We start from the raw sequence: 14,693 nt of genomic DNA, 5'->3' as shown, positions 1-14,693 counted from the left end.
CGACGTGGGGCCATAGCTCAGCTGGGAGAGCGCCTGCATGGCATGCAGGAGGTCAGCGGTTCGATCCCGCTTGGCTCCACCATACTTTCGGCATTAGGCCGTCGAAAGGTCGCAAAGAACATTGATGAGATCTGCGTCCCCATCGTCTAGAGGCCTAGGACATCACCCTTTCACGGTGGCGACCGGGGTTCGAATCCCCGTGGGGACGCCACTCATCATGAACAACGAGGACCCGGCCGATAACCGGGTCTTTTTTGTTCACCGCCCACCGGCATTCAGGTTGTGGCGTCGGAACGCTCCTGCCCTAGTGGCGATGAACGATTCGATGAAAAAGCTCCAAAAAAGGCTTCCACAAATGTGAACAGGCCGGTATGATAGGCGGCTCGGTAACACGGGGCCATAGCTCAGCTGGGAGAGCGCCTGCATGGCATGCAGGAGGTCAGCGGTTCGATCCCGCTTGGCTCCACCACTTTCGACATTAGGCCGTCGAGAGTTCTACAACTTGAAGTTTTTCGTGCGTCCCCATCGTCTAGAGGCCTAGGACATCACCCTTTCACGGTGGCGACCGGGGTTCGAATCCCCGTGGGGACGCCAGTTTCAAAGAGGACCCTGCTCCCAGCAGGAATCCTGGTTTCATGGGGCCATAGCTCAGCTGGGAGAGCGCCTGCATGGCATGCAGGAGGTCAGCGGTTCGATCCCGCTTGGCTCCACCACTTTCGGCATTAGGCCGTCGAAAGTTCTACAACTTGAAGTTTTTCGTGCGTCCCCATCGTCTAGAGGCCTAGGACATCACCCTTTCACGGTGGCGACCGGGGTTCGAATCCCCGTGGGGACGCCAATCTTTGAAACCCCGGCTTTGGCCGGGGTTTTTCTTTGCCTGCGATTCCCTGGTGACCGCGTTTCAGAACCGGCGATACATGCCGATCGAGGCTGGCGCGGTCGGCGCAAAGCCAAACTGCGCATACAGCCGATGTGCCTCGCCATCGGCCAACAGACTCACATACGCCGACGGCGGCAGGTTGTCCTGCATCCAGTCGCTCAGACGCTGCATCACCGCCTTGCCCAGACCCTGCCCCTGCAGGCGCGGCAGCACGGCGATATCGCAGACCTGCAGGTGGCAACCACCATCGCCTATGATCCGGCCCATCGCTACCAGCTCGCTACCCTGGTAGGCACAGACACCGAAAACGGTATTGGGCAATGCCCGCGTTGCCGCCTCATGGGTCTTTGCGCTGAGCCCGGCCAGCGCACGCAGCTGGCAGTAGTCCTCAACCGTCGGCACCGCCTCGCGGAACTGGATCGTCTCTGGATCATTCATGCAACGTCTCCTGGAAGGTCGAGCTATCCTGCCGCATCCGCGTCGCAGCCGCTGCGACCCATTTTCCGGCAGAGTCCCATGTGCTATTCCGCCCTGATCCGCGCCGACTACGCCAAGCTGGTGCGCGAGTTCGGTGCCGTCCTCTCCCTGGAGGAGTTCGCCGAACTCTATGCGCATGATCCCGGCAAGAAACGGCCGAAGACGCCGAAAGCGATGGACGACGGATTTGCCGGTGCGCGCACCGAACTGGGCCGCGACATCGTGGCGAAGATCCAGCAATGGCATGCACAGGAGCGGCAGCAGCTGCAGGCCGAGCTGGAACGGCAGCTTGAGCGTCGCGACATCGCCAATGCGGCCCTGGCCACCCGGCCCACGCAGAAAGCACGCAATGACCTGCGCGTTGCCGGCAACCGCATCGAACGGGCGCAGGCGCGACTGGAGGACCTGCACCGGGAACAGCTGCTGCCACGCGACAACCGTATTTTTCCCGGCACCTATGCACCGGTGATGGTCAGCGAGCATGGCCGGCGCGTGATCAAGCCGATGCGCTATCAATGCCGGCTCCCGGACAAGCCCGCGCGCAACGATGTCCTCTACCCCGGCACCTACAATGCGCGGCGGGACAGCCTGGAAGGCTATTGGCGAGGGGCCTTCGGACTGCGCCACGGCGTGGTGGTGGTACAGGCCTTCTACGAACACGTCCCGCGCCACGCCATTGCCGGCCGCACCCTGCACAACGACGAGAAGGAACAGGACGTGGTGCTGGAGTTCCGCCCTGATCCACCACGCGACCTGTTGCTGGCCTGCCTGTGGGCGGAGTGGGAGGGCCCGGGAGGACGCCTGCTGTCGTTCGCCACCATCACCGATGGACCGTCAATCGACGTTGCCGCTGCCGGCCATGACCGGGGTGTACTGCCGATCCGCGCCGAGCATCTGGACGCCTGGCTCAACCCGGACCCGGACAACCTGGCGGCGCAGTACGCCATCCTCGACGACCGCGAGGAGATCCGTTATGTCTACGAAGAAGCCGCCTGAGCGGTCGGATCAGGCGTTGGCGCTGGAGCGCCCCACTGCGCGGACCAATGCCTTGGACAGTTCCGCCGACAGATAGGGCTTGATCAACAGCACACCCGATCGCATCGCGACCGGCAGTTGTCCGGCGGTCATGCCGGTGGCGAGCACGAACGGCACCCCGCGCGCGGCCAGCGCCGCAGCGACCGGTTCACTGGTCTCGTTGTGGGCCAACCGGTAATCCAGCAGGGCCACGTCAGGGCTGGCCTCTTCCAGCAGGCGCAGTGCCTCGGCAACGGACGCGGCAAGACCAACGACCAGAGCACCGGAATGCACCAGCTGCATCTGCAGCAGCGCCGCACTCATCTCGTCGTTCTCCACTACCAGCACCCGCAGGTCCTGCAACGCTGACATAGGCTATCGCTCCGTGCCTGTTAAGCGTTGCCAGTATAGCCAGCAGTCGGCCGATACCGACAATTTGAAGCCATTTCGACCCCGTTCGCCCGCACCTCTATGAACGCCCGCCCGGCTCGGGTACACTAGCCCGCTGCTGCCGGTGTGGCGGAATGGTATACGCAGCTGACTCAAAATCAGCCGGGGGTGACCCCATGAAGGTTCGAGTCCTTTCACCGGCACCACAAGCCTTGCAACGCGAGGCTTCCAGAAGGAATGGCGTAGTGGAGTCGTGAATCAGCCGACTCCAGCCAGTTCGCCTTCCCGCTTCCCCTCTCGATCGTCCTGTCACCGCCGCAGTTGCTGCAGCGCCGCCGTCCCGTTGGGACGCAGATAGACATCGCCGGTCCTGGTGTCCAGCAGGATGTTGAAATTCCGAAGAACTTCACTTCCGATCGTGCCATCGCCACTGGAGCCGTCTTCGTCGATGGTGAAAGACACCTTGGGCTGGTCCAGACGAATCCCCTGGATATCCGCCGAGGGAACGCGAACGTCGACCGCGCGGATCTTCCTGCCTGCGCTCCCACTGAACTGTGACGTTCCGATCTTCTTCGTAAGAACATCCTGGAGGTTGTGTCGGGAACTGTAGGAATACCCCAGGTCGATGGTCCCGTTGCTGCCGGTATCCAGAGAGAGCCACGCCTGGAGTGATGCGTTCTCCGCATGCAACGTCACTTCGACAGCAGGAATGTTGTCGATCCATCGCGTGTTCATCCTGGTGTATCCCGCCGTGCTGGGCAAAGCGCCATGCACGAACAGGGTCTTCTTGTCGTAGTCGATCTCGACAACGCTCCCCTCGAAGAATTTCCAGCCGAGAACTGCATCGAAGGGCCGATTCTGGTAGTCGATTACTGCGGCGCCCAACGTTCTGCTGGCACCGCCGAGAGCAACCGTGTTGTTCGTACTGTAGTCAACCAACGTCGTGCCGTCCGCGCCGGTGTTTTCGGATTGATCGTCGATTTTCATACCAGCCAGTTCGCTTGTAGCGACCGACACGGCCATACCGTCCGCCCCCGTGTCCACCAGGAAACGGAGGGGGCGCGAATGATTGATCGTGCCTTCGGCATATATTCGATGGTCCTTGCCCAGCTCGAACGGGATCGCGATGGTCTCCGCGGAGACGGCAGGAGCCCCACAAAGGGCAGTCACCGCGAGAAGGGCAAGAAACCGGATACGGCAGATCCTGGACATTGGCAGCTTCCGTTGGGCAAGGCATGAGTCCATGCTCCGCCTTGGATGCGCCACCGGGCCAAATGGTTTAATGCGAAGCCTGGCTTGGCCGCGATCGCGAGCCGGCGTATAACGCAAAACTCCGGCATCAAGGAAGCTGTAGACTTCGGCCCCATGGAAAACGGGCGTTAAGGATTCGAGCATGGCCGACACTGGATTGTTCCTCCTCAGCGATGTTTTCGGGCAGGAAGACGACAGCGGCCGTCTGCTGCAGGTAACCCAAGTGGTGTGTCGTTGTCTGGAATGCTCGTGCCGGTTCACCGGGCGGCCCAACGAAGGCCTGATCGATCTCCCCGGTGGCGCAATTCTCAGTTGCCCCAAGTGCCCCAATCGGCAGGCTATCAGCCTGGCCAGATTCGCAGACTTTCTGCAGAAGAAGGTTTGACGCTCGGGCGCCACGCGCTTTGGCCGGCCCTGGTTGATCAAGCGGCGATTGCGTAAGGTTCGACCAGCGCACGCAGCCTGTCCGTTCCGGTCAGCGGCTTGGCAGCAGAGGCTTCAAAATGGGCGTAGCTGTATAGGCACAATCCATAGCGCTTCAGCTCCAAAACTCGTGCTGAATCCGTACTCTCGTCACAAGATCAACCCGCTCCACCGTGCAGCATGCATTGACTCTTCGGTACACGGCCATGCCAGACACAGGTCTTTTCTACGTTCTGAACATCGACCCGATGCGCGATCAGCAGGGGAACATCCAATGCGTCATCGCCATCAGCGTCCGGTGTAACAGCTGCCAGCACGTCACTCACTCGACAGGCCCCGACCTCCAATCCATACCGGGCGGCACGCTGCTCGCTTGTGCCCAATGCGGAGGGCGCCAAGCCGTCAGCAACGCCCGCTTGGTCGAGTGCGATCACACCTTGGCCGCCAGAGCGGACTCATCAATCAGTCCGATGCCTGGGTAGGCCCTTCCCAGCCATCAAGGTACCTGGGTAGATCGTCGAGAACGTCGACCGCGCGCTGCCGACAGGGACACGGTGACTGAGCAGAGACGCGCGACCCCGGAGTTTACTGCCGTTCCAGAGCAAGCCAGCGCTGCGTTGGCGGGGCGGCCCGCGCCGCCCCATGAGCCAGCGCGCGCCGGCGCCCTACACCACCCGCAGCGTTGGAGAATGCACGCCATGGCCATGCCCTGTCCCCGCGTGCACACGGAAGCCTGCCACCGTCTGTAGGAGCTGCGAAGACTGCTCTTCCATGCTGCGCGCGGCCGCTGAAGCCTCTTCCACCAGCGCTGCATTCTGCTGCGTGCCCTGATCGATCAGATCCACCGCGTGGTTCATCTGTTGGATGTCATCGCTCTGCTGTTGCGCAGCCGCGCTGATCTCGGTCATCAGGTCGCTGACGCGACGCACGTCGGCCACGATCTCGTCCATGGTCCGGCCGGCGCTCTCGACCTGCGCCGTTCCGGCACCGACGTTGGCAACCGACGCATCGATCAGCTGCTTGATTTCCTTTGCCGCACCCGCCGAGCGCTGCGAGAGCTCGCGGATCTCGGTGGCGACCACGGCGAAACCACGTCCATGCTCACCGGCGCGCGCCGCTTCCACGGCCGCGTTCAATGCCAGGATGTTGGTCTGGAAGGCAATGCCATCGATCACACCAATGATGTCGACGATGCGACGCGAGGAAGCATTGATCACCTCCATCGTCGAGACCACTTCATGTACCACCTGGCCGCCACGTGCGGCCACATCGGCGGCGCCGCCGGCCAGTTGGCTGGCCTGGCGCGCATTGGTCGCGGTGCGCTGCACGGTCTCGGCCAGCCCCTTCATCGATACGGCGGTTTCTTCCAGAGAGGCAGCCTGCTGTTCGGTACGCTGGGAAAGGTCGTTGTTGCCTTCGGCGATCTCGCTCGCACCGACCGCAATGGTGTCTGCGGCGAACTTGATCTGACCGATGATGGCCGCCATCGCTTCGACCAGCGCGTTGACGCCGCCGCATAGCTCAGCGATCGGGCCCGTCTTGTCGGCCATGCCGATGCTCCGGGTCAGGTCGCCCTCCTTTGCCGACGCCACCACTTCGCGCGTCTGCGCTACGGCACGCTGCATGGCCTGGCTCTCATGCACCTGTGCGGTGATGTCGGTGGCGTACTTGACGACCTTGAACGGTCGCCCGCTGGCATCGAGAATCGGGTTGTACGACGCCTGGATCCACACTTCACGACCACCTTTGCCCAGCCGCCGGTACTGGCCTGCGTCGTACTCACCGGAGCCGAGCTTTTCCCAGAAGCGCCGATACTCGACGCTGCCCCGGTAGTCGGGCTCGACGAACAGCGAATGATGCTGGCCACGCACTTCTTCCAGCGTATAGCCGGTGGCGGCCAGGAAGTTCGCATTGGCCGCCAGGATGCGACCATCCATGCTGAACTCGATGACCGCCTGCGATTTGTCGATAGCCGCCAGCTGCCCCGCCGACTCGGCCGCCTGCTGCTTCTGCGCGGTGATATCGGTGGCAAACTTGACCACCTTGTACGGCCGACCGTGCTGGTCAAGCACCGGGTTGTAGGAGGCCTGGATCCAGATTTCGCGCCCCCCCTTGCCGAAGCGCCGGTACTGACCTGCATCGAACTCACCGCGGCCCAGCCGCGCCCAGAAGTCGCGGTATCCGGTACTGCGCGCGAGCTCGGGATCGACGAACAGGGAGTGATGCCTGCCCTGGATCTCATCCAGGCGATATCCCACTGCCTGCAGGAAGTTGTCATTGGCCTGCAGGATGGTGCCGTCGAGGGCGAACTCGATGACCGCCTGCACCCGGTGCAATGCGGCAACCTGGGCTTCAAGCTCGACGTGCCGCCGATGCTGCTCGGCCACCTCCGTGGCGCGGCGCTGCCTGCCCAACACCCCCTGCAGCGCGCGCAGGGGAGACCAACGGGTGAGCACTTCGGCCGGCGCCTGAGCACCTTCCATGGAGCCTGAAATAAGCATCGTCTGATCCTCGGTGTCCGGGTAGCGGTTGCGCCCCGCCGGGCGGGATGCCCGGCGGCAACTTCGATTGCCTGGGACTGCAGACGCCGGAAGGCGTCACTCGAGCGACTGGCAGAAACAGTACGGCAGCTGCAATCGTCATCAAACAGCGGCGAGGCACACGGCACGGGCCGCCCATCGGAGGCAGCCTCGGGTCCGGCGGCGGGAGCCTGCAGCGGGCTCCAGAGAAAGTAACGGCGTGACGGCCAACAACTTTAGGGAGCCAGCCCCTGATCGGCAGCGCGCCGCAGAACCCAGCGCAGCAGCATCGTTGCCAGCACCGCCGGCAGGTAGCCCAGACTGCCGCAGACGACCAGCAGGGACGGCCCCGCCAGCGGCCCGCCGCCGCCCAGGATCCAGCTGCGGGTGGCAAGGATGTACAGCGCGAACGGCACCAGCAGCAACGGTGCCAGCCGCAACAGCTGCCACCGCCATCCGTCCGGCCCGATCCAGCCAGCCAGGGCTCCCAGCACGGCACCTGCGGCTGCGATGGTGGCGATTTCATCCATGACGCGCTTCCGGAAGTCTTCCAGCCACCATTCTGGACCAGCGCCGACGGAATGGGGATGCGGCAGGCACGCAGAAGGTTGCAATGACCATCGGGACGTCCTTTGCCTGCGCGCTGCCGGCAGCATGCGCCCACTGAATGGATTTTCCCTGGGAGGCAGCATGCTTCGACGCTTGAACGCCATCATCTTCCTCAGCCTGTGCAGTGCCGGCGCATTGGCCAGCGACGCGGGCTTCCGCCCCAGCTTCCATCCCGACCAGCTGAAGGGGCCACCCGCCGGTCGCCACAACGAAGTACTGGTGCTTGGGACAGCACATCTGTCGGAACTGCCAAAGACCTTCGAGCCGGCCGTGCTGGAGCCGTTGTTGCAGCGCCTGGCACGTTGGCGCCCGGAGGCGATTGCCACCGAAAACCTGTCCGGCCTGCAGTGCGACTTCATGCGTCGCAATCCCAGCCGCTATGCCGAAAGCGTCGAAACCTACTGCTTCGACACCGACGCGGCCCGCGTCGCCACCGGCTTCGACGTGCCGAGCGCGAGCGCCGAAATGGGACGCCTGCTGTCGGCATGGCCGGCAAGCCCGACAGCCGCGCAGCGTCGACACCTGGCCGCGGTGTTCCTGGCCGCTGGCGAGCGCGGATCGGCGCAGGTGCAATGGCTGCGCCTGCCTGTGCAGGAGCGCGTCGCCGGCGACGGGCTGGATGCTGCGCTGGTAGAGATTCTCGACAAAAGCCTGACCCGCCGCAATGAAACCACCCTGGTGGCGGCCGTTCTCGCCGCCCGGCTGGGGCTGGAACGCCTGTGGGCGGTGGACGACCACACCGCCGATTCGCCCACCCCACCCGAACACGAAAAGGCGGCAGGCGAAGCGCTCATGAAGGCGTGGGACAACCCGCAGGCAAACGCACGGCGGGACGCCGACGAGCCGCTGTATGCCAACATCGGCAAGGTCGATGGCGTGCTGGACCTGTACCGCGCCTACAACCGCCCCGGCGTCGGCCTGCAGGCCTACCAGGCCGACTTCGGGGCTGCGCTGGTCGAACCCTCACCCCAGGGCTTTGGCCGCAACTATGTGGGCTACTGGGAAATCCGCAATCTGCGCATGGTCGCCAACATCCGCGAAGTGCTGGGCCAGCGCCCGGGAACGCGCCTGCTGGCCATCGTTGGCGCTTCGCACAAAGGCTACTACGAGGCCTACCTCAACATGATGCACGACGTGCAGCTGGTGGATGCCGAAGAGGTGCTGCGCTGAGGCCCTGCGGCGCGCACCAGCGCAGTGCGGGCACGTTCCTGCTGGTGGATCCGGCTGCGCTGTAACCGTCCGCAGCCTGCCCCGCGCTGGGTGAAGGTCACGGGCGTTGCCGCGCATCACGACACGCGGCGCGCCAGAGCACCAGGCTGGTGGCGACGATGCAGCCGAGGGTGACCAGCAGCATCAGCGCCACGCCCCACTGCACCACGGGGACCAGCATCCGGGCCTGCTGGTCGTTGCGCAGCTGCTCCAGCCGGAGCCAGCCGGAAAGAGCCAGGGACCAGCCGACAATGGCCGGCGCATAGGCACGGACTGCACTCAGGTTCCAGGACGTCATGTTGTTTTCCTGCAAAGGTGGGGCGTTGGCGCAGTATTCGCCGCGCCCCTCTCACAGGTTGAGATCAGCCGTCGCTGAGGTCGCCGCCGTCCGCCGGCGCGCCCCCGGGCAGTTCGCCGGTTTCGCCCTGCACCTGCACATTGTTGCGGCCCATCGCCTTGGCCCGGTAGCACTGGGCATCGGCGGCGGCGACGGCCTGGTCCACGCTCATGCCGGCGGCAAGCGGTGCGATGCCGATGCTGGCGCCGATCCGCAGCTGGTGCTGGTCCCAGGGAATGGACAGGTTGGCCAGGGTATGCAGCAGCTCGCCGCCGATGCGCGCCGCTCGCCGCGGGCTGCACCCGGACAGGATCACCGCGAATTCGTCACCGCCCAGGCGCGCCACCACATCCGAGTCGCGTACACCATGGCGCAATACGCTGGCCACGGCCCACAGCACGGCGTCGCCGGCCAGATGACCAAAGGTATCGTTGACCGGCTTGAACCGGTCCAGATCGATGTACATCAGTGACGCCGCCTGCCCGGTCCGCTCGACCCGGGTGATCGCCTGCTGCAGATGCACTTCGAAGCCGCGGCGATTGCCCAGTTCGGTCAGCGGGTCCATCTCCGCCAGGTGCCGTGCCTCGCGCTCGCGTGCACGCTGCTGGGTGTCATCGCGCAGGACCCACACCGCGCCCCGCACCTGGCCCTCGTCGTCGCGAAGCCAGGCCCGGGTCAGGTCAACCGGCACCACGGCGGTGCCCATCTGCAGCAGCAGATCGGCATGCAAATCCACGGCGTTGCTTTCCGGATCCAGCAGCACGCTGACGTCGAGCTGCGATTGCGGTGCGTATTCGGTGGTCAACGACAGCACGTCCTGCACCAGATGCCCGGCCAGCGACAGCGCTCCATCGCCGGCAAGCATGCGCACGGCGGCCGCGTTGGCATATTCGATGTGGCCATCCAGGGTCACGCTGAGTACCAGGTCGGCAACCGCATCCAGGGTGATGCGGCTGCGCTGCTCGCTTTCGAACAGGCGCTGCTCGCTGCTGCGCTGGGCGCTGACATCCTGGATCTGCGACACGAAATGCAACGGTTCACCGCGCTCATTGCGTACCAGCGATACCGACAGCCGTGCCCAGATGGTGTTGCCCTCACGGCCCAGGTAGCGCTTTTCAAGGTGATAGTGCGTGCGTCGCCCCGCCAACAGGTCCTGCATCAGGGCCAGGTCGGTCTGCAGATCGGCCGGATGGGTCAACCGCTGGAAATCGACCTGCAGCAGTTCCTCCCGCGTGTAGCCGAGAATGCGGCACAGCGCCTCGTTGACATCCAGCCAGCGCCCTTCCAGCGACACCAGCGCCATGCCCAGTGCCGCCGAGGTGAACGCACCAGCGAACTTTTCCGCCGCAAGACGAGCCTCGGCGCGCGCCTGCAGGATCTCGGTGATGTCGATGGCCATGCCGACATAACCGATGCGCTCGCCATGGGCGCCATCCATGCGGCTGATTGACAGGCGTACCTGGCGGCGCTGGCCGTCCTTGCGCAGCAGTGTCCACTGCCGCGAATACGTCTGGCCGTCGGCACGTGCACTGAGTGCCTCGAACACACCCGGAACCTGGCCGTCGGCGGTCGCCAGCGGTCGCAGCCACGCCTGCAGTTCGACCGGGTCGTGGAAGGCATCCAGGCGGCGCCCGCCCACTACTTCAGCGGCGGTGTAGCCGAGCAGACGCTGCGCGCCGGTATTGAAAATGGTGATGATGCCATCGGTGTCGGTCGCGATCACCGCCACTTCGTCGGAAGCATCCACCACCGCCTGCAGGCGCTGCCGCATTTCGGCCGCGTCCTGGCGCGCCTGCTGCAGTTCGGTGACGTCGGCATGGGCGCCGGCCATCCACAGAGGCCTGCCCTGCCCGTCCCATTCGAATACCCGTCCGCGATCGTGGATCCAGATCCATTCGCCATTCTTGTGGCGCATCCGCAACAGGCAGACATAGTGGTCGGTGCGGCCATCGAAGTGGTCCTGCAGGGCCGCATCGGACAGCGCCAGATCATCCGGATGGACCAGCGCGATGAAGGTCTTCTGGCAGATCGGTTCAAGTTCGTCCAACCGGTAGCCGACGATCTCGGCCCACCGTTCGTTGACCCGCATCTGCCCGCTCTGGACGTTCCATTCCCAGGTGCCGGCCGCGGTGCCCTCGATGATCATCGCCAGGCGACGGCGCTCTTCGGCCAGTTCCTGCAGCCGGCGCTCCAGCAGTGCGTTGCCGCTGTTGCCCTGATCGGCCATCAGCCGCCTCCCCTGCCGACGCAGCCGCCCGCAGGCCGTGGCAAGGAGCCACAGCGGTCTCGGAACAGGGCGGATGGTGCTGACGGCATGGCCTCCCCAGCGACAGCAGGGGCCCAAGCGCCCCTTCCGGCGCAAGTGTGCGCATTGCCGGGGAACATCGACAAGTCCCCCGCCCGGATCGCGCCGGGAGGGGGACGGCGGAATCAGCTGCGCTTGGCCCGGGCGAACGCCTCGGCCAGGGCATTGTTGGCTGGCGGCGCGGCCGGTGCCGGGCGCCCGCCATTGCCCGGGTTGCGCCCCTGGCCACGTCCCTGCCCGGGGTTGCCGGCGTCGCGGCGCAGCGCCTGCCCCTGGCTGCGTTCATCTCGGCTGCCCGGGCGGCTGGTGGCCTGGCCGGGCGTGTCGTCGAGACGACGGGTCAGGGCGATGCGCTTGCGCGGCACATCCACCTCCAGCACCTTCACCTTGACGATGTCACCGGCCTTGACCACATCACGCGGATCCTTCACGTAGGTATCAGACAGCGCCGAGATGTGGACCAGGCCGTCCTGGTGCACGCCGATATCGACGAACGCACCGAACGCGGCCACGTTGCTGACCACGCCTTCCAGCACCATGCCCTCGCGCAGGTCCTTGATGTCCTCCACGCCATCGGCGAAACGGGCCGCTTTGAATTCCGGGCGCGGATCACGGCCCGGCTTCTCCAGCTCCTTGAGGATGTCGCGCACGGTCGGCACACCGAATGTCTCGTCGGTGAACTGCTCGGCCTTCAAGCCGCGCAGGAAACTGCTGTCGCCGATCAGCGCCTTGATCGGGCGCGCGGTGCTGGCCACGATGCGCTCGACCACGGGATAGGCTTCCGGATGCACCGACGATGCATCCAACGGCTCATCACCATCGGCGATACGCAGGAAACCTGCGCATTGCTCGAATGTCTTCTCGCCAAGGCGCGGCACCTTCAGCAGGTCCTTGCGACGCTTGAACGGACCGTTGTCATCGCGGTGGCGCACGATGTTCCCGGCTACTGTCGACGACAGGCCCGAGACGCGCGACAGCAGTGCAGCCGACGCCGTGTTGACGTACACGCCGACGGCATTCACGCAGTCCTCCACGCGCGCATCCAGCGCACGCGCCAGGCGGTACTGATCCACGTCGTGCTGGTACTGCCCCACGCCGATTGCCTTCGGCTCGATCTTCACCAGTTCGGCCAGCGGGTCCTGCAGGCGACGCGCGATCGATACCGCACCACGGATCGACACGTCCAGGTCCGGGAACTCCTTGGCCGCCGTTTCCGATGCCGAATACACCGAAGCTCCGGCTTCACTGACCACGATCTTCTGCGGCGCGTTGTCGCCCAGCGCCTTGATGGCTTCACCTGCCAGCTTGTCGGTCTCGCGGCTGGCGGTACCGTTGCCGATCGCGATCAGCTGCACGTTGTGCTTGGCACACAGCTGCTTGATCGTCTGCAGCGACTGCTCCCACTGCCGGCGGGGTTCGTGCGGGTAGATGGTGTCGGTGGCGACCAGCTTGCCGGTGGCGTCGACCACGGCAATCTTGCAGCCGGTGCGGATGCCCGGGTCCAGGCCCAGCACGCTTTTCGGGCCGGCCGGTGCGGCCAGCAGCAGATCCTTGAGGTTGTCACCGAACACCGCGATGGCTTCGGCCTCGGCTTTCTCACGGGCCTGGTTGAACAGGTCCAGCAGCAGGTGCATGTGCAGCTTGGCCCGCCAGGTCAGGCGGCAGGCGTCCAGCAGCCAGCGATCAGCGGGGCGCCCCGCATCGCGGATACCGGCGTTGTGCGCCACGCGCCCTTCGGCATACTGATGTCCGGCCTCGGCATCCTTGCCTGGGTCCAGCTCCAGGAACAGGATCTCCTCGCGGCGCGCACGGAACAACGCCAACAACCGGTGCGAGGGAATCTTCGCCAACGACTCGGCGTGCTCGAAATAATCGCGGTACTTGGCGCCCTCGGTTTCCTTGCCCTCGGCAACGCGGGCACGGATCACGCCCTGCTCGCTCAACCAGCTGCGCAGTTCGCCAACCAGCGTGGCGTCCTCGCCCCAGCGCTCCATCAGGATCGCGCGGGCACCTTCCAGCGCGGCCTTGGTGTCGGCTACGCCCTTGTCGGCATCGACGAACGTGGCGGCAAAGACCTGCGGGTCCTGTGTCGGGTCGCCCAACAGGCCGTCGGCCAACGGCTCCAGTCCTGCTTCGCGGGCGATCTGCGCGCGGGTGCGACGCTTGGGCTTGTACGGCAGGTACAGATCTTCCAGCCGGCTCTTGGTGTCTGCGGCGAGGATCTCGTTGCGCAGCTCATCACTGAGCTTGCCCTGCTCACCGATGCTGGCCAGCACCGCCGCACGGCGGTCTTCCAGTTCACGCAGGTAGGTCAGGCGGGTTTCCAGGTTGCGCAGCTGGGTGTCGTCCAGGCCGCCGGTGACTTCCTTGCGGTAGCGGGCGATGAACGGAACGCTGGCGCCTTCATCGAGAAGGCCGACAGCGGCGCTGACCTGGGCGGTCTGGGCACCGATCTCATCGGCGATGGTCTGGGCGATCTGCTGGGCGAGCTGGCGCTGGGCGTGCTTGGCGTCGTGCATTGTTTCCGGCCTGGGCCGCATTGCGGGAAAGGCCCATTCTTGCAATGCGCGGGCGGCAGGGACAAGGCGTTGACAGCGCGGCGGTTCAGGCGGTGGGTCCGGATCGGACGCCGGCATCCTGGCAAAAGGGGCTCGGACTGGCCCCGGGGCTGGGATGCCGGCGCGGACGCGCGATGGTGGAGCGCGTCCTGCCGCGTACTGCGAAGGTCAGCGGTAGTGGCGGGCGGCACGCTGCATGACGATGTCGTCACGCAGGCTCTCCAGCGCCATCAGGCGGACCTTGCCGACACCCTGCAGTTCCATGAACCGCTCCGTGTAGAACTCCGGCCCCAGCGCGGTATCGGCGCGGGATTTGCTGAAGCCGTAGGGCACCACGCCCTTCTCGCCATCCTTGCTACCACCGACATAAAGAACGATTGCCATGTGATGTCTTCCTCCAAATTGCTACTGCGTACTGCACACGATGAGCGGTACTTGTTGGCTCATCGGAATAGAGCTTACCGCGACCAAGCTGACTGGAACGTCACGAAGACTAATGACGATCGGTTGCATGCAGATGACTGCGGGATCGCTGCAGAATGCTTACGGATCTTTAACTTCCGGCTAACGAATACGCGGGTTTCAGCCAACGGCGCAGCCCCTCGTGGGTGCGTGGGTTGGTCGCGGAATGCAAAAGCCGCAGGTGGGTCGGCCGGGTTGGGTTCGCGGGGGACGCGGTGAATCCGTCCCTGGAGGCTTGTCCGCGGCATCCATGCCGCGG

Annotated in this window: 12 protein-coding genes and 7 tRNA genes; 10 read left to right on the top strand and 9 right to left on the bottom strand. The window is 65.0% G+C overall.

What is annotated here, in order from left to right; translation table 11 throughout:
* The first annotated feature begins 6 nt into the window (after positions 1–6).
* The 6 genes from TEP_RS07735 (at position 7) to TEP_RS07710 (ending at position 838) form a co-directional block, all read left to right on the top strand.
* Positions 7–82 (top strand) — tRNA-Ala (locus TEP_RS07735).
* 53 nt (positions 83–135) lie between these two features.
* Positions 136–211, top strand: a tRNA-Glu gene (locus TEP_RS07730).
* A 182-nt stretch (positions 212–393) separates the two neighbouring features.
* A tRNA-Ala gene (locus TEP_RS07725) sits at positions 394–469 on the top strand.
* Positions 470–518: 49 nt separating this feature from the next.
* Positions 519–594 (top strand) — tRNA-Glu (locus TEP_RS07720).
* A 43-nt stretch (positions 595–637) separates the two neighbouring features.
* Positions 638–713: transfer RNA gene (locus TEP_RS07715), tRNA-Ala, on the top strand.
* Between the two features lie 49 nt (positions 714–762).
* Positions 763–838, top strand: a tRNA-Glu gene (locus tag TEP_RS07710).
* Between the two features lie 63 nt (positions 839–901).
* Here the strand turns inward: TEP_RS07710 and TEP_RS07705 are convergent.
* A complete protein-coding gene (locus TEP_RS07705; RefSeq protein WP_132824841.1) occupies positions 902–1,318 on the bottom strand; it encodes a GNAT family N-acetyltransferase in 417 nt (138 codons plus the stop codon).
* Positions 1,319–1,396: 78 nt separating this feature from the next.
* On the opposite strand from TEP_RS07705, the gene TEP_RS07700 reads away from it, so the two are divergent.
* The gene (locus tag TEP_RS07700) at positions 1,397–2,353 is read left to right on the top strand and encodes an SOS response-associated peptidase family protein (RefSeq protein WP_165933903.1); all 957 of its coding nucleotides are present in this window, start codon (positions 1,397–1,399) and stop codon (positions 2,351–2,353) included.
* A 9-nt stretch (positions 2,354–2,362) separates the two neighbouring features.
* Here TEP_RS07700 and TEP_RS07695 read toward each other — a convergent pair whose 3' ends face one another.
* Positions 2,363–2,743, bottom strand: coding sequence for a response regulator (locus TEP_RS07695; protein ID WP_132824839.1), 381 nt, complete (start codon positions 2,741–2,743; stop codon positions 2,363–2,365).
* 138 nt (positions 2,744–2,881) lie between these two features.
* On the opposite strand from TEP_RS07695, the gene TEP_RS07690 reads away from it, so the two are divergent.
* A tRNA-Leu gene (locus TEP_RS07690) sits at positions 2,882–2,967 on the top strand.
* Positions 2,968–3,070: 103 nt separating this feature from the next.
* Here TEP_RS07690 and TEP_RS07685 read toward each other — a convergent pair.
* Positions 3,071–3,973 (bottom strand): retropepsin-like aspartic protease, encoded by a 903-nt coding sequence (locus TEP_RS07685; protein ID WP_132824838.1) that lies wholly within the window; start codon positions 3,971–3,973, stop codon positions 3,071–3,073.
* Positions 3,974–4,154: 181 nt separating this feature from the next.
* Between TEP_RS07685 and TEP_RS07680 the strand changes: the two genes are divergently transcribed.
* On the top strand, positions 4,155–4,397 hold the full coding sequence (locus TEP_RS07680; protein WP_132824837.1) for a hypothetical protein: 243 nt from the start codon (positions 4,155–4,157) through the stop codon (positions 4,395–4,397).
* A gap of 703 nt (positions 4,398–5,100) precedes the next feature.
* On the opposite strand, the gene TEP_RS07670 is transcribed toward TEP_RS07680, so the two are convergent.
* On the bottom strand, positions 5,101–6,936 hold the full coding sequence (locus TEP_RS07670; protein ID WP_132824835.1) for a methyl-accepting chemotaxis protein: 1,836 nt from the start codon (positions 6,934–6,936) through the stop codon (positions 5,101–5,103).
* 254 nt (positions 6,937–7,190) lie between these two features.
* Positions 7,191–7,484 carry a hypothetical protein gene (locus TEP_RS07665; protein ID WP_132824834.1) on the bottom strand — a complete coding sequence of 98 codons (294 nt, stop codon included), beginning with the start codon at positions 7,482–7,484 and terminating at the stop codon, positions 7,191–7,193.
* A 160-nt stretch (positions 7,485–7,644) separates the two neighbouring features.
* Between TEP_RS07665 and TEP_RS07660 the strand changes: the two genes are divergently transcribed.
* Complete coding sequence (locus tag TEP_RS07660) at positions 7,645–8,733, top strand: DUF5694 domain-containing protein (protein ID WP_132824833.1); 1,089 nt, start codon at positions 7,645–7,647, stop codon at positions 8,731–8,733.
* Between the two features lie 97 nt (positions 8,734–8,830).
* Here TEP_RS07660 and TEP_RS07655 read toward each other — a convergent pair whose 3' ends face one another.
* The 4 genes from TEP_RS07655 to TEP_RS07640 all read right to left on the bottom strand — a co-directional run bounded on the left by TEP_RS07655 (position 8,831) and on the right by TEP_RS07640 (position 14,356).
* Positions 8,831–9,070: a hypothetical protein gene (locus TEP_RS07655; RefSeq protein ID WP_132824832.1), complete on the bottom strand. Its 240-nt coding sequence runs from the start codon at positions 9,068–9,070 to the stop codon at positions 8,831–8,833.
* A 64-nt stretch (positions 9,071–9,134) separates the two neighbouring features.
* Positions 9,135–11,336 carry a PAS domain S-box protein gene (locus tag TEP_RS07650; protein ID WP_132824831.1) on the bottom strand — a complete coding sequence of 734 codons (2,202 nt, stop codon included), beginning with the start codon at positions 11,334–11,336 and terminating at the stop codon, positions 9,135–9,137.
* Positions 11,337–11,539: 203 nt separating this feature from the next.
* Positions 11,540–13,933, bottom strand: a complete 2,394-nt coding sequence (locus tag TEP_RS07645) for a Tex family protein (RefSeq protein ID WP_132824830.1) — start codon at positions 13,931–13,933, stop codon at positions 11,540–11,542.
* A 207-nt stretch (positions 13,934–14,140) separates the two neighbouring features.
* On the bottom strand, positions 14,141–14,356 hold the full coding sequence (locus TEP_RS07640) for a hypothetical protein (RefSeq protein WP_025879252.1): 216 nt from the start codon (positions 14,354–14,356) through the stop codon (positions 14,141–14,143).
* Positions 14,357–14,693: the final 337 nt, after the last annotated feature.

Origin of the sequence: Stenotrophomonas sp. TEPEL, from assembly GCF_004348785.1 — a bacterium.
Classification (GTDB): Bacteria; Pseudomonadota; Gammaproteobacteria; order Xanthomonadales; family Xanthomonadaceae; genus Stenotrophomonas; species Stenotrophomonas indicatrix.
This window is presented reverse-complemented; position numbering and strand designations above follow the sequence as displayed.